Source organism: Bradyrhizobium sp. USDA 4369 (assembly GCF_054056435.1).
Map to the genome: position 1 here is coordinate 3569130 of NZ_JBSRYH010000001.1, position 19628 is coordinate 3588757.

The 19628-nt window shown below is 60.2% G+C and carries 13 protein-coding genes and 1 pseudogene; 10 read left to right on the plus strand and 4 right to left on the minus strand.

Annotation, left to right across the window (positions count from 1 at the left end):
* The first annotated feature begins 10 nt into the window (after window positions 1-10).
* The 5 genes from ACVIJ6_RS16210 to ACVIJ6_RS16230 all read left to right on the plus strand — a co-directional run bounded on the left by ACVIJ6_RS16210 (window position 11) and on the right by ACVIJ6_RS16230 (window position 5108).
* Window positions 11-1384 carry a multicopper oxidase family protein gene (locus ACVIJ6_RS16210; RefSeq protein WP_425988373.1) on the plus strand — a complete coding sequence of 458 codons (1374 nt, stop codon included), beginning with the start codon at window positions 11-13 and terminating at the stop codon, window positions 1382-1384.
* A 47-nt stretch (window positions 1385-1431) separates the two neighbouring features.
* Window positions 1432-1917: a cupredoxin domain-containing protein gene (locus tag ACVIJ6_RS16215; protein WP_425988370.1), complete on the plus strand. Its 486-nt coding sequence runs from the start codon at window positions 1432-1434 to the stop codon at window positions 1915-1917.
* Between the two features lie 37 nt (window positions 1918-1954).
* On the plus strand, window positions 1955-2245 hold the full coding sequence (locus tag ACVIJ6_RS16220; RefSeq protein WP_024919799.1) for a copper-binding protein: 291 nt from the start codon (window positions 1955-1957) through the stop codon (window positions 2243-2245).
* A 90-nt stretch (window positions 2246-2335) separates the two neighbouring features.
* A complete protein-coding gene (locus ACVIJ6_RS16225) occupies window positions 2336-2641 on the plus strand; it encodes a copper-binding protein (protein ID WP_425988364.1) in 306 nt (101 codons plus the stop codon).
* Window positions 2642-3869: 1228 nt separating this feature from the next.
* Window positions 3870-5108, plus strand: a complete 1239-nt coding sequence (locus ACVIJ6_RS16230) for an OpgC domain-containing protein (protein ID WP_425988361.1) — start codon at window positions 3870-3872, stop codon at window positions 5106-5108.
* A gap of 913 nt (window positions 5109-6021) precedes the next feature.
* Here the strand turns inward: ACVIJ6_RS16230 and ACVIJ6_RS16235 are convergent.
* Together ACVIJ6_RS16235 and ACVIJ6_RS16240 are read right to left on the minus strand one after the other, a co-directional pair.
* Window positions 6022-7392, minus strand: coding sequence for an ATP-binding protein (locus ACVIJ6_RS16235; RefSeq protein ID WP_456773502.1), 1371 nt, complete (start codon window positions 7390-7392; stop codon window positions 6022-6024).
* 9 nt (window positions 7393-7401) lie between these two features.
* Window positions 7402-8055, minus strand: a complete 654-nt coding sequence (locus ACVIJ6_RS16240) for a response regulator transcription factor (RefSeq protein ID WP_425989995.1) — start codon at window positions 8053-8055, stop codon at window positions 7402-7404.
* 49 nt (window positions 8056-8104) lie between these two features.
* Here ACVIJ6_RS16240 and ACVIJ6_RS16245 point away from each other — a divergent pair, with 49 nt between their 5' ends.
* The 5 genes and pseudogenes from ACVIJ6_RS16245 to ACVIJ6_RS16265 all read left to right on the plus strand — a co-directional run bounded on the left by ACVIJ6_RS16245 (window position 8105) and on the right by ACVIJ6_RS16265 (window position 14386).
* Complete coding sequence (locus ACVIJ6_RS16245; RefSeq protein WP_456773503.1) at window positions 8105-9271, plus strand: efflux RND transporter periplasmic adaptor subunit; 1167 nt, start codon at window positions 8105-8107, stop codon at window positions 9269-9271.
* A 2-nt stretch (window positions 9272-9273) separates the two neighbouring features.
* Window positions 9274-12444 carry an efflux RND transporter permease subunit gene (locus ACVIJ6_RS16250; RefSeq protein WP_425988352.1) on the plus strand — a complete coding sequence of 1057 codons (3171 nt, stop codon included), beginning with the start codon at window positions 9274-9276 and terminating at the stop codon, window positions 12442-12444.
* Complete coding sequence (locus ACVIJ6_RS16255; protein WP_425988349.1) at window positions 12369-12719, plus strand: DUF3240 family protein; 351 nt, start codon at window positions 12369-12371, stop codon at window positions 12717-12719. The genes ACVIJ6_RS16250 and ACVIJ6_RS16255 overlap by 76 nt, the downstream gene beginning before the upstream one ends.
* A 241-nt stretch (window positions 12720-12960) precedes the next feature.
* Window positions 12961-13539 (plus strand): annotated as a pseudogene (locus ACVIJ6_RS16260) (LabA-like NYN domain-containing protein); the annotation flags it as partial.
* Between the two features lie 373 nt (window positions 13540-13912).
* Window positions 13913-14386, plus strand: a complete 474-nt coding sequence (locus ACVIJ6_RS16265) for a hypothetical protein (RefSeq protein WP_425988343.1) — start codon at window positions 13913-13915, stop codon at window positions 14384-14386.
* A gap of 618 nt (window positions 14387-15004) precedes the next feature.
* Here ACVIJ6_RS16265 and ACVIJ6_RS16270 read toward each other — a convergent pair.
* Both ACVIJ6_RS16270 and ACVIJ6_RS16275 read right to left on the minus strand, forming a co-directional pair.
* The gene (locus ACVIJ6_RS16270) at window positions 15005-16369 is read right to left on the minus strand and encodes a cation diffusion facilitator family transporter (RefSeq protein WP_425988340.1); all 1365 of its coding nucleotides are present in this window, start codon (window positions 16367-16369) and stop codon (window positions 15005-15007) included.
* A gap of 16 nt (window positions 16370-16385) precedes the next feature.
* Window positions 16386-19625 carry an efflux RND transporter permease subunit gene (locus ACVIJ6_RS16275; protein WP_456773504.1) on the minus strand — a complete coding sequence of 1080 codons (3240 nt, stop codon included), beginning with the start codon at window positions 19623-19625 and terminating at the stop codon, window positions 16386-16388.
* Window positions 19626-19628 lie beyond the last annotated feature (3 nt).

Consider the following 19628-nt stretch of genomic DNA (forward strand, 5'->3'; position numbering starts at 1 on the left):
GAGAAGAGCCATGTTGTCCCGTAGAGGCTTTCTAGGTACTGCCGCGCTGGTGAGCGCGACCGCAGTGAGCGGTCGCGTGCAGGCAGCCAATATTCCCGAAGCGCCGATCATGGAGAAGGCGACGATGCAGCCGCCGCTGCGGCCGTCGAGCGGACCCGACTATCGTCCGGTCGTCACGTTGAACGGTTGGACGCTGCCGTGGCGGATGAACGGCGAGTGGAAGGAATTCCATCTCGTCGCAGAGCCGGTCGTACGTGAATTTTCCCCAGGGATGAAGGTGCACCTATGGGGATATAACGGTCAATCGCCGGGCCCGACGATCGAGGCTGTCGAAGGCGACAAGCTGCGCATTTTCGTCACGAACAAACTGCCCGAACAGACGACGGTCCATTGGCACGGTGTGCTTTTGCCTAACGGCATGGATGGCGTCGGTGGACTCAACCAACCCCACATTCCACCGGGCAAGACTTTCGTCTACGAATTCCAGATGAAGCACAGCGGAACGTTTATGTATCATCCGCACTCGGACGAAATGGTCCAGATGGCGATGGGTATGATGGGCATGATCGTCGTGCATCCGCGCGATCCGGCATTCCGGCCGGTCGACCGCGACTTCGTGTTCATCATGAGCACCTACGACATCGATCCCGGCACCTATCTGCCGAAGGTGTCGGAAATGACGAATTTCAACATGTGGACCTGGAACAGCCGTGTGTTTCCCGGCATCGATCCCATGGCCGTGCGGCTCGGCGATCGCGTGCGCGTGCGCATCGGCAATCTCACCATGACCAATCATCCGATTCATCTTCACGGCCACAACTTCGCGGTTAGCTGCACCGACGGCGGGTGGGTTCCAGAAAGCGCGCAATGGCCGGAAACCACGATCGATGTTCCTGTCGGTGCCATCCGCGCATTCGATGTTCTCGCGGACAATCCAGGCGACTGGGCGTTTCACTGCCACAAGTCGCATCACACCATGAATGCGATGGGCCACAACATCAGGAACTTGATCGGAGTTTCGAAGAAGGACCTTGCCAGGGCCGTCGGCAGGCTTGCTCCGGACGCCATGGTGATGGGATCGACCGGGATGGCCATGGGCGAGATGGAAATGCCCGCACCGGATAACACGTTGCCCATGATGACGGGCTCCGGCCAATTCGGCCCGATCGAGATGGGCGGCATGTTCACGGTCATGAAGATCCGAGAAGGGTTGGCGCGGGACGACTACAAAGATCCTGGTCCCTACAAATATCCTGCCGGGACCGTCGCTTTTGAAGTCGACGCTCCTTGGGAGCAACCCATGCGCAAGGACAAACCGGCGGGCACGCCGAAGGACGGCGACATGAAGGCAATGAAAGGCATGAAGGGAATGAAAGGCATGTAGTTTTTCGGAGCTAACGCCGCTTCACCCAACAACAGAGGAACAAGACAATGAAACAAGCCACGATCTCTTTGATCACGCTCGCTGCCGTGACGTCCATCTCCGCCATCGCGTGGGCAGGCGAGGGTCCTAAGGGCCACAGCCACGACGAATCTTTTTCGGCTGGCGAACCCGGCGATCCGAAGGAGCCGGCGCGCATCGTGCAGGTCACGATGGGCGAAACCGACGGAAAGATGATGTTCATGCCTATGAAGATCGATGTGAAGAAGGGCGAACAGATCAAGTTTGTCCTGCGCAACAACGGTGAACTCGAGCACGAATTCGTCCTTGCCACGACCGGCGAGAATCTCAAGCACGCCGAAGCCATGAAAAAGAATCCCGACATGGAGCACGACGATCCGAACGCAAAGCGGCTCGAGCCGAAGAAGGCGGATGAGATCGTCTGGAAGTTCTCCAAAACCGGCCAGTTCGAGTATGCGTGTCTGATTCCGGGGCATCGGAAGTCCGGCATGATCGGCACTGTGACCGTGAAGTAGCCCACGTGACCTAACCTCCATAGGAACAAGGATTCATATGAGAAATCTGAAGATTGCCGTCGTCCTTGCCTCGATGCTGACCTCCGCGGCTGCATTCGCGCAGAACGCCATGGTCCAGGGCGAGGTCAAAAAGATCGATGCTGCCGCCGCAAAAATCACGCTCAAGCACGGACCGATCAAAAACCTCGAGATGGACGCAATGACAATGGTCCTGCGTGTCAACGATCCAGACATGCTCAAGAACTTGAAGGTAGGCGACAAAGTCAAATTCGAAGCCGAGCGCGCCTCGGAAGGAGTGACTATCACTAAGATGCAAAAGTCCAAGTGACCGGAGGTCGCTCGCTAACGAGGTGCGAAACAAGAAGGGTGGGGCATCAATGGGGTTAGCACAGATCAAACCGAACAAAGGAAGTTCAAGATGAAGGCAAATAAGTTCGTAATTACCGCTCTCGCGCTGTCGCTCGCGTGGCCGTCCGCTGGCGCATTAGCGCAAACAGCGATGGTTAACGGCGAAGTCAAGAAGATCGACGAAGCCACCGGGAAAATCACCCTCAAGCATGGTCCCATCAAGAACCTCGATATGAACGAGGACGGAATGACGATGGTGTTCCGCGTCCAGGATCCTTCGATGCTCAAGCACGTGAAGGTGGGCGACAAGGTCCAGTTCGAAGCCGAGCGGGCCACCGCCGGCATCACGATCACGAAGATGCAGAAAGGAAAATAGGGGCCGAAGCGTCCGGCGTCGTGACGCCGCCTCTTCGCATGGCGCTGGAGTTCGGGTCGAGATTGGAGAAGCGAGCGGCGCGAGGATCGTCCCGTCTGCGGCAGCCCGGATTGCCGTTCGCTACCGCGACGCTGCGGTGGTTACATTCAATGTTAATGCAGGAGTTCCTTCGTAGCGCAGATGTCTTGAGCACCCAAACACCGTGAAAACCTGGCGAGGTCCGGTCGACAGCGCGTGCTGGTGCGCGCATGAACACCAGTTGAGTCATGCGTTCCGTTGTCTTCGAAGTCGCGGAACAATCGTTTTCAACGGTCGTTTGTGAGCGTGCTTTCAATCAACCAGCGTGCTTTCGACCAACGGAGAATGTGTGATGCGAAATCTTCCGAAGACGTCCACGGCGTACGCCCTGATCGCGTTTTCGCTGTCGATGCCATCTTTCGCCGACGATGCCAGTCAGGCCTAGATGAAGTCGATGGAAAAGATCAACGCGGACATGAAGAGGGGCATGAATCCGGATGCCAGCATCGGGTTGATTGCTATCGGATCACATGCGTGGTTTGATTTTTCTGGACCTATTCGGTCAATTAGGAGGAAGAGAAATGAATATCTGTAAACTGTTAGTTGCCGCGAGTGCCATGTCCTTCGTTGCGTTCCCTGCGATGGCGCAGACGAGTTCTGGAGAAGGAAAGGGCGGCAGCCACCACTACTCTGGTGGACCCAAGTCCGAGGTTCCGCATCACATTGGCTCCAAGAAGCAGAAGACGGGCTCGAAGAAATCCGGTCCGCGCGGGAGCCATCATTACAGCGGCGGCCCGCGTGAACCCCACCACATCGGTCCAAAGTAACAGTGACTGGACTGAGGCGATTCTGCACGCGGCGGGATCGCCTCTTCTCAGTATCGCAATTCCTTAAGGTGCCTTTGCGACGTTAGTTCAGCGAAGCCTCGACCTTGATTGTTTCGTCAAGATCGCCAAGCACTAAGACTTCGAATCCAAGCTGCTAATGCTCACCGCAGCGGGAATTTATCGTCCGCCGTACCGGAGGTCAGCGATTGTTGCTAGATCGAAGGGTCGGCCCACACTAACCTCACCGCTGTATTGACCATGGCTCTCAGCTGCCTCATCGCCCACAGGGTCTCGTTGAGCGGACCGGCGTAGTGGATAAGTGCAATCTAATCGTTCCATTCGAAGGCGCGGAAACTCATCATTAAGAAATGGAGAAAGAGACGTTGGCTGACGAGACCTTTGGCGGTACGGCCGGTTGGGCCCTAAGGCCTGTATGGCGCCGGATTCGAGACGTAATCGCCGTCCGATCCGTGCTGCCCAGGTCCCAGCGCGACGTCCGTCTGGACCTATTTCGAGGTCTGGCAAATTGGCTGATCTTCCTAGGGCACATTCCTGACAGCGTACTCGCATGGTTCACGACGCGAAACTACGGCTTTAGCGATGGAGCCGATCTCTTCGTGCTGATTTCCGGCTACACGGCGACGCTTGTTTTCGGCAAGATGATGATGGAGCGGGGCTTCGTCATCGGTGCTACCAGAGTGTTGCGCCGGGTCTGGCAACTCTACGTTGCCCATTTGCTGATCTTCATTTTTTACCTCACTGCGGTTCACTATCTTTCGCATAAGTTCGACGATCCGCATCTGATGGATCAATTCAACGTCACGCCCCTGATGAACGTGCCCGTCGAGACTCTCTTGCAAGGTCTCCTGCTCAAGTTCAAGCCGCTTAATCTCGATGTTCTGCCGCTCTACATCGTGCTGATGGCCGCGTTCCCGATCTTCCTTTGGTTCATGTTGCGATGGCGCAATGCGGTGATGATCGGATCTATCGGCCTGTATCTGGCTGCTCGCCATTACGGCTGGAATTTTGCCTCCTATCCTGCGGGCGTGTGGTACTTCAATCCGATTACCTGGCAGCTGCTCTTTGTTTTCGGAGCCTGGCTGGCACTCGGAGGAGCTGCGGCAAATCGAGGGCTTCTGCAGTTTCGCAGCCTTTACGTCCTGAGTATCGGCTTCGTCCTGTTTGCTCTCGCCATTACGCTGGCTGAGCGGATTCCCGAATTGCGGCAGTTCGTTCCTGACGCGATCGCAGAGACATTTATTCCGAACGACAAGACGAATCTCGCGCCTTACCGGGTGATCCATTTGGTGAGCCTGATGTTCATCGTCGTCTCGCTCATTCCGGTCGATTGGCCGGGGCTGAAATGGCCAATCTTCAAGCCGATGATTAGATGCGGTCAGCAGTCGCTGCCTGTCTTTTGCGTTGGCCTGTTCCTGTCCTTCATCGCGCACTTCGTGCTGGATTTCGGGTCAGTGGGAGTAGTGGCCCAGCTCCTGGTCGGTGCCGCGGGTCTTTGGATCATGACGATGGTCGCCTACTATCGGGCTTGGTCGAAGGAGGTCGACAAGGGTCTACCTTCGGGGCTCAAGTTGCCGAAAGGAGAGGCTCGGGCTGAGCCGTAAGCCATTCTGAAGTATGAAAGCGTTCCCACATAACGGTGATGTAACGAGCCAAGGATGAGCATCAAGGATGTCGGCTGGTATAACGCCGGTGAGGAGAAGGCACGGTGTCAAATTGGTGTCCAACGTCTCGACACGTGAAGAGCAGTTTGCGGTGTCGTCGGCTGGCCGCATCGCCATTCGCGCTCAACGCGGGTTCTTCTTCCCGGTCGATGTTGGTGCATAGGAACCCCAGCTGCGGCTGTTGGGGCCGGGCAACTGTCCAAAATGACCGAAGAAAACGACCAATTCCGCTACGATCCGTAGGCTCCTCAGCGGGCCGGCGTCGCGGCGCATGCCGCGGTAGTTGGGGGCTGTATTTGGAAGGCTAGGTGCCACTCTAACGCGACAAAAACAAGGAGCAACTCCGATTCGCAGGAACGTCGTTCGCGAGGTGGTGTTTGCAACCCAGTAAAAGTTCGGTCCGGACTTCGGGTCGACTTACACTGGGGCGCTCAACTGAATGGAGATACGCAGGAGGAATAAGTCAGGCCGTCACCGTGGAGGGGATACCGGCAAAGGCGGCACCACTCTTAAGAGCTTCGGCGACTACGCGCTGTTCGTAGGCAACGGCCGCTCGGACCGATCCGATGGTTCTGACGCCAAGATGGACATCGCTTTCGGACGCAGCGGCAGCGAGTATCTGTACTCCCGAAGACGACGCTTTTGTGCACGAGTTGTTGCGTCCCGTAGCATCGTCGACGTGCGCTCGTTCGTCGCCGGCATGAATCGACCCCTCGCTCCTTGCCGATCAGGATCAGAAACCCATCGGTCCGATCTAAACTGAACGACGTCGTTCGAGGCATCGACCGAGACTTGAAGATACAAGATCATTGAGCGGGATCAGCCGGTTGGCCAATAGTATGCTTCGGAAAGGTCAGCTGACTCGATCATCAAGAGTTCGGAAGCGAGGGAGATCAAGAACAACTTTGAGCCCGCCGAGCGACGAGGTATCGAGAGCGATATCGCCGCCGTAAAGTCGCACGAGATCGCGCACGATCGAAAGGCCAAGTCCAGAACCAGGAGCCTCACTGTCCCAGCGCTCACCGACATTGAAGACCACCTCGAAGGCTTCCGGCGGTAGTCCGGGTCCATCATCCTCGACCACAACACGAACGGTGTGCTGTGGCGATTCCTCGGCACAAGACAGCAGCACGCGTCCCTTTGCGTGCTTGCACGCATTGTCGACCAGGTTTGCCAACATCTCGTTGAGGTCTTGGGCGTCGCATGCCGCCGTCACGGTCGACGGAATGTCGTTCTCGATCACGATCCCTTTGGGTTGGTAGAGCCGCGAAAGGGCGCTGGTCACTTCCGCGCCGGCCTTGCCGACAGACGTGAGCGTTCCGGGAACCGAGTGCATCGCAACTGCCCGGGCGCGGGCGATCTGGTAGTCGATCTGTGTCTGCATTCGCCTGCACTGATCGAGGATGATCACCGAGGACTGCGGCAAGCCTTTGTCCTCGATGCGGTAGGCCTCGTCAGTGAGGATCGCGAGGGGCGTCTTGAGACCGTGAGCCAAGTTTCCCGCCTGCGCCCGCGCCCGGATCATTAGCTCGGTCATCGACCTCAGCATGGCATTCAACTCGTCGACCAAGGGCTGCACCTCCTGCGGGAAGTTGCCTTGCAATTTCTTTTCGCTTCCGGACCGTACCCTGTTCAGGGCAGTACGAAGATAGTTCAAGGGCCGCAATGCGAACAGAATGAGTCCGCTCGCGGCAATGATCATCGAACCGGCGAAGGCGCCCATCGACCAGGCCAGCGTGCTGTTGAAGCCTTGAAGAACGCTTTCCAGATGGCGGCGGTCGGTCCCTATGATGAAGCGCAGTGGCGGGTCCGAAGGGTTGTACCGGTGCACACGCTCGGCGACGAGAACCTTCCCGGTCGGGCCGTCGATCATGTGGGTATGAACGGTACCATCCGGCGGGTCGTCAGGGGGGATGCCCAGCAGCACGCCGCCTTGCAACGAAGTGGAGCTGGCAACAATGCGTCCCGGCTTCTGGACCTCCCAATAATAGCCGGAGAGAGGCACGTCATAGCGCGGATCGCTCAACGGACGCTGCAGGTGCGGACCCGACGACGTGACGGTTACAAGACCCTGCAGTTCGTCCAAATGGACATAGAGCTCCTCGTAAAACTGTTGGGTGACATGCGTCTTGAAGACTGTCGACAGTGCGACCCCGGATACGAGGACCCCAACGAGAATCCAGACGACAGCAACGCCGATCAAGCGGCCTTTAAGGCTCGTCATGCGTTCCCATTACTCCATTCGATATCCGAGACCGCGGACAGTCTTGATGAGATTGGGTCCGAGCTTGCGCCGCAGCCGGCTGACGTACACCTCAATGGTATTGGACTCGCGGCTATCTTCGAGTGCGTAGAGGTGATCGATGAGCTCTTGCTGCGAGATCACCCGGCCGATCCGGTGCAGAAAACAGTTTAGCATGCGGAATTCGCTCGCGGTCAGCTCGACCGGTTCGCCGTCGCGCGTGACGCGACTCGAGACCGGGTCGAGCGAAATGCCGCGATGCTCGAGCAACGGGTTCGCAAGCCCGGACGTGCGCCGGATGAGTGCTCGAAGCCGCGCCGCCACTTCGGGAATATGGAACGGCTTGGTGATGTAGTCGTCGGCGCCGGCGTTGAGGCCGTCTACCTTCTCAGCCCACGTCCCGCGCGCGGTAAGAATGAGGACGGGAAGTTTGCGGTTGGCCGCGCGCCATCGTCGCAAGACATCCAGGCCCTGCATTCCGGGGAGGCCGAGGTCCAGTACGGCGGCGTCGTAGGGCTCGGTTGCCCCCAATGCATGCCCGTCAGGGCCATCGGCCGCGCGCTCAACCACGAAGCCGCCCGCCGTCAAGCCGGCGACCAGACGCCGGGCGATCTCGTCATCGTCTTCGATCAGAAGAATACGGATTGAGTGCCTCCTTGAATTCCGGCCCCTATCCTATCACAGACAAGCTGACATGAACCTGAACATGCCATGCCGGCCAGCCCGGAGCGCCTTCAGCTTCCTTTCAGATACGCATGCCAGAGACTGGGCCAATAGATCAGGTTCCGACGATGGAGACGGTTGCATGCGCTGCTCGCGGCTGAAATATCTGGTGGTCCTTCTGTCGCTTATGCCTCTGGGGACGCGCGCCGGCGCCAAAGAGCTTGCCGTCACCCAGGCGCAGGTGGATCGCCTCGAAATTCAGCTTCAGAAAGTTCAGTCCGCCCAAACCGAAGCGGTCGCCCTGCTTCCGGCCACGGTCGTTCCGGCAACCAACGCGCGCCTTGTCGCCGCGGCGCCTTTCGCTGGAACGGTCACGCAGATGCACGTTCTGCCGGGCCAGGCCGTCAAGAAAGGAGAGCCACTCGTTACCGTTGCCAGCCGCGAATTCCTCGAAGCCATGAGCAGGCTCAATCAGTCGGAGGCCGAGCTGCAAATGGCGGAAACGGTCGCGACGCGCTTCCGCAGGCTGGTCGACAAGGACGTCGCGGCTCCGGTTAAGGCCGAGGAGGCGGAGGCCCAAGCCGCCAAAATTCGTGCGCTGACCGACGACCAAAAACGACTCGTCGCAATCGGAGGCATCTCGCAGGGAGCCTTCGGGAACTACACATTGCCAGCCCCCGCCGACGGCCGGGTGGTGGAAACGCGGGTGCTGCCAGGGGAAAAGCTCGATGCTATGGGGGCGGCGGTCGTGATCGACACCAGCGAGCAACTCTGGCTTGAAGCGCAAGTGCCGGCCGACCTCATTGGCCGCATCCATCCGGGTGACCGCGTGCAGGTCGCGGACGGACCGATCGGCAAGGTGATCTCGATCGGGCGGGCGCTCGACCGCATGACGCGGTCGGCGACAATGCTTGCCGAGGTACCGCCGCGATCCGGCCTCGTTGCCGGACAGATGATCGCGGTGAGCATCATTCGTCCCTCTGCTTCGGGCGGTCTCGACGTGCCGGCGACGTCGGTCGTCTGGATAGGCGAGAGCAATGCCGTCTTCGTGCGCAATGAAACCGGGTTTAACGTGGTGCCCGTTAAGCTTAGGGGAAAAACGACGTCGGCTGCCACGGTCGAAGGCGATCTGACGCCGGGACAGATGGTTGCGGCAAGCGGCCTTTCGCTGCTTGAAAACCTCATTCCCAGGGAGTGAGCATGCTGCGCCGCTTAATCGAGTTCGCCCTGACCCAGCGCGTTTTCGTCCTGTTGGTCGCGGTGCTCATCGCCGGCGCCGGCGGCTACGCGTTTCAAAACATCCCGATCGACGCCTTCCCCAACATCGCGCCGGTTCAAGCGAAGATCATCCTAAAGGCGCCGGGCATGACGCCCGAAGAGGTGGAGACCCGGGTCATCACCCCGCTGGAAATGGAACTGCTCGGCATTCCGCGCCAGACCATTCTGCGTGCGTCCGCTAAATATGCCATCGCGGATATCACTATCGATTTTGTCGACGGGACCGACATTTATTGGGCGCGCCAACAGGTCGCTGAACGGCTGGCCGGCGTGCGCGGTGATTTGCCGGCCAACGTCTCCGGGGGCCTCGCGCCGATCTCGACGCCGCTGTCCGACGTGTTCATGTTCACGATCGAAGGAGGCGGCCTTTCGTTTGAAGAGCGCCGCACCCTGCTGGATTGGACCATACGGCCGGCGCTGAGAACAATTCCGGGCGTCGCCGACGTCAACGCGTTGGGCGGTCTGGTAAAGACCTTCGAGGTGACGCCGGATAGCGCGGCGTTGGCCGCCGCCGGACTCGACGTCTCAAAGCTGATCGCGACGATTCAGGCCAACAATCGCAATGACGGCGCGGGCCGCCTAGGCGAGGGTGAAAAAGCGCTGGTGGTGCGCGCTGAAGGCGCAATCCAGACCCCGCACGACCTCGAGCAGATCGTGCTCAAATCCGAACGCGGGAAAATCCTCAGGGTGCATGATGTGGCCAGCGTCCATATCGGCAGCCTCACGCGCTATGGCGCGGTTACGAAAGACGGGACAGGCGAGGCGGTCGAAGGACTCGTGTTGTCACTCAGAGGGGCTGACGCCAATGCGCTCGTCAAGGCTGTCCGCCAGCGGCTCGACGAGTTAAAGCCAAGTTTGCCTGAAGGCGTTCGGCTCGAACCGTTCTATGACCGTTCGGATCTTGTCCAGAGCGCCGTTGGAACGGTCAAGAAGGCTCTCATTGAGGCAACCGTCCTCGTCGTTCTGCTGCTGCTCGCCTTTCTGGGAAATCTCAGAGCGGCGCTCGTTGTCGCCGTAACGCTGCCGTTTGCGGCGCTCGTCACCTTCATCATGATGCAGGCGTTCGGGATGTCCGCCAACCTAATGAGCCTCGGCGGCCTCGCCATCGCGCTCGGCCTCATCGTGGATGCCGCGGTCGTTGTCGTTGAAAACGCGGTCGAGCGTCTCAATCATGATCCGGGCGACGGAAAAGTGCCGTTGCTGCATCAGATTTACCAGGCGGCCAGCGAAGTCGCGATTCCGGTCGCGTCGGGCATCTTCATCATTTGTCTCGTGTTTCTACCGCTGCTGTCGCTGCAGGGCCTGGAAGGCAAACTGTTCGCTCCGGTCGCATTGACGATCATCTTCGCCCTCAGCGGCTCCCTGGTTCTGTCGCTGACGCTGATCCCGGTGCTCTCGTCCTTTCTGCTGCGCGGCGGCAACCATGGCGAGCCGTTGCTGATGCGGCTGCTGACCCGTGGCTATGGTCCGCTGCTCAGAAGCTGCCTCGCTCATCCGCTGCCGGTCTACCTCATTGCTCTCGGCGGGATTGGCCTTGCCGTGGTGGCGTATGGAGCCGTCGGCAAGACATTTATGCCCAGCATGGACGAGGGCTCCGTCATTGTGCAAACCATCAAGCTACCGTCGATCAATCTCAAGGCCAGCATCGACGCCGATCTCCTGATCCAGCGCACCCTGCTCGCAAAGGTGCCTGAGATCGATCGCGTGATCTCGCGTGTCGGCTCTGACGAGTTGGGCCTCGACCCGATGGGTCCTAATGAGACCGACGCCTTTCTCGTCCTGAAGCCGAAAGCCCAGTGGCGCGAGCCCGACAAGGACCGGCTGGTCGCGCGTATTCGGGAAGCGGTGGCCGATCTGCCGGGGATGGAATTCGCGTTTACGCAGCCCATTGAGATGCGCACATCGGAAATGCTGACCGGCGCCCGTGGCGATCTTGCGATCAAAATTTTCGGACCTGATCTCAAGGTGTTGTCCGAGTTGGCAGGTCAAATCCAATCGACTCTTCGAAGCGTCCCTGGCGCAACCGAGGTATCGACGGTCTCGAACGACAAGGTCGATTATTTGCAGATCGACGTTGACCGCATGGCGGCAGGCAGGGTCGGTTTGTCGGTCACCGGCATTCAGGATGAACTGCGCACGCTGCTTGAAGGTGGCACTGCCGGGATTGTCGCAGAACCGCGGCGGCGGACCAACATCGTGGTCCGCGGGCCGGAGGCGGTTCGCGACACGCCCGAGCTGTTCAGCCGGATGCAACTCGCGGCCGGCGACGGCGGCCTGGTGCGGATCGGGGATGTTGCGCGCATCGGACGTAAGGCTGGCGCCGTCAAGATCGACCGTGAAAACGCGTCCCGCTTTGCCATCGTGCAGGGCTACGTGTCGGGCCGCGACCTTGTCGGTTTCGTCCAGGATGCACAGAAGGCGGTTGCTGAGAAGGTCCAGCTTCCGTCAGGATACCGGCTGGTCTGGGGCGGCCAGTTCGAGAACCAGCGCCGCGCGGCAACCCGGCTTGCGATCGTCATCCCGATCGCGCTGGGTCTCATCCTCGTTGTGCTTTTCGCAACGCTGCGCTCCATGCGCCAGTCACTGCTCATTCTTGCCAACGTGCCCTTTGCATTAGTGGGAGGCATGCTGGCCCTGTGGGTCTCCGGCGCATATCTGTCGGTGCCGGCTTCCGTCGGCTTTATCGCGCTGCTCGGCATCGCCGTGCTCAACGGGCTGGTTCTGGTCAGTTATTTCAATCAGTTGCTGGACAGCGGGCTTCCGTTAGATCGGGCCATCTATGAAGGCTCGGTCCGGCGGCTTCGGCCGGTTCTCATGACGGCCAGCATCGCCGCCTTCGGGCTGGTGCCGCTGCTGTTCGCAGACGGACCTGGCTCGGAAATCCAAAAGCCGCTCGCGATCGTAGTCATCGGCGGCCTCGTCACCTCAACGGCCTTAACGCTGGTTCTCCTGCCTATCCTGTTTCGACGCTTCGGCGTCCCGGCGGCCCAAACCACACTGCACACCCGGAGTCTCGAATGGACAAGTCCTTATGCAAGCTCACACTCGCCTTCCCTCCAAGCGGAGAGGACATTGTCGTCGAGTATTTGCTGAGGGCTGAACCACCCATTAGCGGGTTCACGACATGGGTCAGCGATGGCCACGGCCTCGACTTCAAGGAAGCAAGCGTCAACGAGCGGGTGCGGGGGCGAGTGAAGCTTAGCGTGCTGGTCGCAGTGCTGCCGCGGCAGTGGGTGACGAAATTGCTCGACGACCTGCGTAAGAATGCTCGGATTGACAGCCTCACGTATTGGGTCGAGCCCGTCGATGTCTTCGGGAGGCTAACCGCGATGGCGGCTGATGTGGCTGTCAATCCGATAGAGGAGTAGCCACGGTCTCCCTACATGTGCCAGACGCTTCACTAGGGTGTGACGCTCATCGCGGTCCAGAATACAGAAACAACGAGCCCTTAGGAATCTCTGCATGTTGAAACGTCGCCAGCGGGAAAGACGCAAGCACGGTCTTGGGTCCCACATTACGTTCTCCGGATCTCGACTCAATGAGGAAGACGCATACGACAAAACCAATCGGGTGGCCGATTGAAATGCCCGCCCGGACGATCTAGGAGCAATAGCATTGGAAAACAGGATCGCGCTCTTTATCGATGGACCCAACCTCTATGCCACCGCCAAGACACTTGGCTTTGATGTCGACTACAAACGCCTTCTCAAGGAATTCCAGGGCTGCGCAGCGTTGCTGCGCGCATTCTACTACACTGCCATCATCGAAGATCAGGAACATTCGTCGGTCCGCGCGTTGATCGATTGGCTAGATTACAACGGCTATACCGTCGTGACCAAGGCAACCAAGGAATTCATCGACGCCAGCGGCCGCCGCAAGGTCAAGAGCAATATGCACATCGAATTAGCGGTCGATGCGATGGAGATCGCCGAGCATGTCGATCAAATGGTGCTGTTTTCCGGCGATGGGGATTTCCGCTCGCTGGTTGAGGCGGTGCAAGGCCGCGGCGTTTGCGTCACCGTCGTCTCGACGATCTCCAGCCAGCCGCCGATGATCGCCGACGAGTTGCGGCGCCAGGCCGACGTCTTCATCGATCTGATGGAACTGCAGTCCAAGATCGGCCGCGATTCGTCCGAACGTCCTGCCCCGCGCGAGCCGGTTGAAAGTTTGCCGGGCTCCCTGCGCAGGCAGGGCTATCGCATGTGGAAATTCGCGAGTCTCTTGCGTTGTTTGGCTTGGGTCTGCACCAGCAACACCGCAACGAGCAGCCGAATCGGAAGGAGAACAAACCGGAATCGAAGCGCGAATGGCGAGTGCAAGCGTTCGAACCGACCGCAGCACAAGCACCGAATCCGATTGGCCTTTTTCCACATGCAATTCCCCTGCCTGCGCAGGTAGGCTCGGAGCGGCTCCGGCGGCCGGGTGGCCGCCCAGCGCGGGTTGGCGGCGGCGTACGACAAGTTTCGGAGAGCTTTCCGAGGATCATCGAAAAGGAGTTCGGCGTCATCTTCAAACCATCTGGACCACGCGCCGCCGAATTGTCTGACCAAAGGAATGTTGCATGCTGCGCCTGTTCATAGCACTGATGATGTGTGTGATCTCTACTGGTGCTATCGCGCGCGCGTCGGGAATCGCGCAGGGCAAATTCTCCACGTTATCATACGAGCGGCTGCAACGACTTCAACCGGCTATCCACAAGGCGTTCAAAGCAGCGCAGCTACTGTGCAGAGGCGACGCAATAAATGTTCGAACGGGCTTCCTGCGATACCTGAAAGGAAAGGAAGGCGTGGAGTTTATCGCAATCCACTTCGACCAAGTAGAGTGTTTCAACCGAGATGCACTTTGTTCGCCGAACGGCTGCCTTCATCGCATTTTTGTTTCCAAAAGAGGCAATCTTCGCGAGGTTTGGCGAGGGGACGTCTTGGAAATCGACATGTCTAATGAGTCCGGTATCCCGTCGATCGACATAGATTGCAGTCAAAGAGGTTCGGTTTGCCGCCACCGAATGCAATGGAATGGCAGGCGGTTTCGTTAAGGGCAAGATTCGCTCCGATGCGAGGGAGAGAATTCCGATATCATCCATTGCATTTGAACAGGCGATTGCGGCGGTCGGGCATGTGTTGCCCGTCGTGCGTGGTACTCGTCGAACCGTTTGCTTGCAGCCGTCATGATCGTCAGCTGCGTCGCTGCGACACCGGCGGCGGCAAAGCATCTAAGCTCAACTCGACCGGCGTCCTCCGCGCCATGCTGCTGCAGCCTTAGGGTGAGCCGCAGTCACCGGATTGTCGTCGACTCCACGCTCGACCTCGATCGAGACGCTTCCGTCGCCGCCGAGGGAGAGCATGTCGATCAAATCGTGCCTGGGCTGGTCCCGTGCATGATCATCTCTGCCCATCTTTCATGGTCTTGGTCTGCAGGCTTCAGGAGAGCGGAAGGAATGCTTGCACCATGCGCCGCGTTCTCGCTCAAAGCTTCTTCGGGCCCAATCAAAGATTGTACACCAACCGGCAGCATCCCGACCGATCGCCGGGACATTTTGTTCCCGCGCCGCAACAGGGCAGACTAAAGGGGTACCTTGGCGGCAGCATCGACTGCTTCGAGGACTACAGACATGCACGCCGAGTATGGCGAGAGAGGGATGCCGCGCGCGCCTCTACCGGCCTTGAAGGCCATGCTTGCGGCGCGCAGTAGAGCCAATGCCCGTGGCTGCCGGCTTCGTCGTGTGAAACTCCCGAATGTCTTTTTTGCCGTCCGCCGACAGGATCAGCTGTCCGTCGAACGCATGGGGCTCAGATGGGGCGGAAGCGCTTTCGAAGTTCAAGGGATTTCCCGACAACGGTGAGAGCGCAAGCGTCTCGGACCGTCCGTCCCGCTCGATCACCACCACCGCGTTCAACCCGGCTGCGGACCGACTCAGGGTCAGTCGCATCCGCTCCCCTGCCGGCGTGTTCGCGATCGAGAGTTCGCCCTCTGCCAGTTCGCTGCGAAATTGGAACGTCTCCGGCGCTCTACGGTCAGCGGACATCTCGGCTGCGCCTACGGTTTTCGACGATACTCGGACATTCGCAACGGAAAGAGCGGGGATATGCTTAAGCATCTCGTGCCGGAGGTTTTCCGCCAAACGGTCGGCGTCCGCGACGGGCATTTCGGCATGGACGCGGACACCGATGTCCGCGTGCAAGCGATGTCCCAGCCAGCGTGCCTTGACGTCAAGGACCTCGCGGACGCCTTCGACGTGCTCGGCAGCGTGTCTGATTTCGTCGGTGACCTCGGGGTCGACGCCGTCGAGCATCCGGACGAACACCGCCTTGGACGACTGCCAGACGATGCCGAAGATGGCGATGGTGATAAGAAGTCCGACGATCGGGTCCGCCAGCGGAAATCCCAGCCACACGCCGACCGCACCCACGACAACAGCGAGACTTGTGAAGCCATCAGTGCGCGCGTGATAACCGTCGGCGATGAGCGCCGCGCTGTTGATCTCCCGTCCGACCCGGATCCGGAAGACCGCGACGGCTTCGTTCCCGAGAAATCCGATTACGCCAGCGGCCACCACCCAGGGAATAAAATCGATGCTTTGGGGATGGATAAGACGGTCCACGGCTTCGTAGCCCGCGAAGACGGCACTGAACAGGATGATCGCCACGATGGCCACCCCGGCCAGGTCTTCGGCGCGTCCGAGACCATACGTGAAGGTTTTGCTCGGCTTGCGGCGCGCCAGCACGAACGCAATCCAGAGTGGAATCGCGGTAACGGCATCCCCGACGTTGTGGATAGTATCGGCGAGGAGCGCGACGCTGCCCGAGATCACCACGACCACCAGCTGCAGGGCCGAGGTAAGCGCCAGCACGACGAACGACCATTTGATCGCCCAGATGCCGCGTGTCGTCGCCGCGATGGTGGGATCTATCGACCCGTGCGTGTGGCCATGACCCTTGCCATCGCCCGGCCCGTGGCCGAGTCCCAGCGATTGCCCTTGGGGCGACATCCCGAACCAGCCCTGGATTTGCTTCAACATGTCATACCTTCGGTTTCTATTCGGCCGCGCGGCTGGGGATGAATGCACTGTCGGGCTTCGTCTGTGCTTGGGCAGGTGCGAAGTAGGAGTAGAGTGCCGGCAGGACCAGCAGCGTCAGTAGCGTCGCGCTCAGCAGGCCGCCGATGACGACGGTCGCCAATGGCTTCTGCACTTCGGCCCCCGTACCCGTCGCGATGGCCATGGGCACGAAACCCAGCGAGGCGACCAGCGCCGTCATGATAACCGGGCGAAAGCGGGTGAGGGCGCCTTGGCTGATGGCCAGGCGCGTATCGATACCTTCCAAAATCAATTTCCGGATCTGGGTGAGCATCACCAAGCCGTTGAGGACGGCGACACCCGACAGGGCGATGAATCCGACCGCCGCGGAAATCGAAAACGGCATGCCGCGAAGCCAGAGCGCGGCGATGCCGCCGGTCAGCGCCAACGGCACGGCGCTGAAGACGATGAGGGCGTCACGCGGCGAGCCCAACGCACCGAACAGGAGAAGATAGATCAGCAGAAAACAGCCCGGCACGACGATCATCAGACGCTGACGCGCGACGGAGAAATTTTCGAACTGTCCGCCCCAGGTCAGGAAGCTCCCCGGTGGGAGCTTGACCTGCTCGTCGACCTTGGCTTGCGCCTCCGTGACCAAGGACCCGATGTCGCGTCCGCGCACTTCGGCGGTCGCGACGACACGCCGCTTGCCGTTTTCGCGGCTGATCTGGTTGGCGCCCTCGGTCTGCTCGAACGCGGCCACCGCTCGTAGCGGGACGGAGGAAGAAGGAACGTTCGGATTGGCGTTCGGAAGCGGGACCGGAAGATCCTCAAGCGCCGAGATATCGTTGCGCAGCGCATCGTTGAGGCGCACGATGATCTGGAATCGGCGGTCACCCTCGAAGACTAGGCCCGCGGCGCGGCCGCCCACGGCCGTCTCGATCAGGTCCTGGACCGACGCGAGGCTGAGACCGCGCCGGGCTATCTCGGACTTGTCTATCTTGATCTCAAGGAAGGGGAGGCCCGCCGTCTCCTCTACCTTGACGCTCTCGGCGCCGTCAACCTTGCGCAGCACGTCGGCGATCCGGGCTGCCGTGCGCTGCATCTCCGCGAAGTCGTCTCCGAACACCTTCACGGCAAGGTCCTCGCGCACCCCTGCGATCAATTCGTTGAACCGCATCTCGATCGGCTGCGAAAAGCCGACCTTGTTGCCCGGAAGCTTGGTGGCTTCGGCCTCCATGCGCTTGATCAGGTCGTCCTTCGTGGTGTCGGGATCAGGCCACTCGTTCTGCGGCCTGACGATGATGTAGGTATCGGACGAACTCGGAGGCATCGGATCGGCAGCTAGATCCGGCGTTCCGGTGCGGGAGAAGACGAAGGCCACCTCGGGAAATTTGCTGATCTGGCGTTCGATCAGAAGCTGCATCCGTTGCGATTGCGCCAGCGCAGTGCTCGGCACGCGCTTTACCTCCATGACGATGTTCTTCTCGTCGAGGGTTGGCGTGAATTCCTGCCCGAGGCGACCGAACAACAGAACGGCGCCGACGAACATCAGCGCGGCCGCCACCATCACCGGCAGCGGCCTAGCGATCGTGCGGCTCAACAAGGGTGCGTATCCGGACTTCAGCCGGCGGATAAAATAATTCTCGTCCTCGCGCACCGGCTTCGACACCGCGATCGCAATGGCGGCCGGCACGAAGGTGAGCGAAACGACGAACGCGGTCGCGAGCGCGATCATGACCGTCAGCGCCATCGGCTCGAACGTCTTGCCCTCGACGCCCGTAAAGGCGAGCAGGGGAACGTACACCAGGATGATGATGATCTGGCCGTACACCGTCGGACGGATCATCTCCGAGGTCGAAGCCGTCACTGTGGACAGGCGCTCTTCGAGCGATAGGGTTCGGCCCAGTTCGCGCTGCCGTTCGGCGAGATGGCGCAGGCTGTTCTCGGCAATGATGACGGCGCCGTCGACGATCAGGCCGAAGTCCAGCGCGCCCAGGCTCATGAGGTTGGCGCTGATCCGCCCTTGCAGCATGCCGGTAGCGGTGATGAGCATCGTCACGGGAATCACGCAGGCGGTGATGAGGGCCGCGCGCATGTTGCCCAGCAGCAGAAAGAGGACGGCTATGACAAGGAGCGCGCCTTCGGCCAGATTGCTCGCCACCGTATGGATCGTCGCGTCGACCAGTTGCGTCCGATTCAAGACGGTATGCGCATAGATGCCCGGCGGCAGGGTACGGCTGACTTCCTTGATCCGGACGTCGGCCGCCGCGGCGACCGTCCGGCTGTTGCCGCCGATCAGCATCAGCGCTGTTCCCAACACGACCTCGCGACCGTCGACGCTGGCGCTGCCGGTGCGCAGTTCGCGCCCGATCGCGACGTCGGCAACGTCCCGCACCCTCACGGGAATGCCGCCGCGGGTGGTGACTACGATGTTGGAGATGTCGTCCATGTTCTCGACCCGCCCGGCGGCGCGCACGACGTAACCTTCTCCGTTCTGCTCGATGTAGTTCGCCCCGCGGCTGACGTTGTTGGCCTCGATGGCGGCGATCACCTGGCCGAACGTCAAGCCGTAACCGACCAACTTCGCCGGATCCGGCTGGACCTGGAACTGCTTTACGAAGCCACCGATGGCATCGGCGCCGGCGACACCCGGCACCGACTTCATCTGCGGACGTATTATCCAATCCTGCACCGTGCGCAGGTACACCGTCCGTTGGAACTCACCTGTGAGACGCTCGCCTTCCGGCGTCAGGTAGCTTCCGTCGGTCTGCCATCCCGGCTGGCCGTCGTGGACGGGGGCGGTCGTGCCGGGCTTTTCGTATTCGACGGCCCACCAGTAGATCTCGCCGAGCCCCGTGGAAACCGGGCCCATCCTGACGTCGACGCCCGGCGGTAGGCTGGGCTTGGCGTCGTTGATCCGCTCCGACACCAGTTGCCGCGCGAAGTAGATATTGGTGCGGTCGGCGAACACCGCCGTGATCTGCGCAAAGCCGTTGCGAGAGAACGACCGAGTAGACTCCAGTCCCGGTATTCCCGCGAGCGCGGTCTCCAACGCGACGGTGACCTGCTTTTCGATCTCTACCGGCGTAAGCGACGGCGCGACGGCATTAACCTGCACCTGGACGTTGGTCACGTCCGGAACGGCGTCGATCGGCAGCTTAGTCAGCGACCAGAGACCGGACGCGGCGGCGGCGAGCGTGACGAGCAGGACCAGCCACCGGCGCTTTACCGAAAAATCAACGATCCACTCGATCATCGC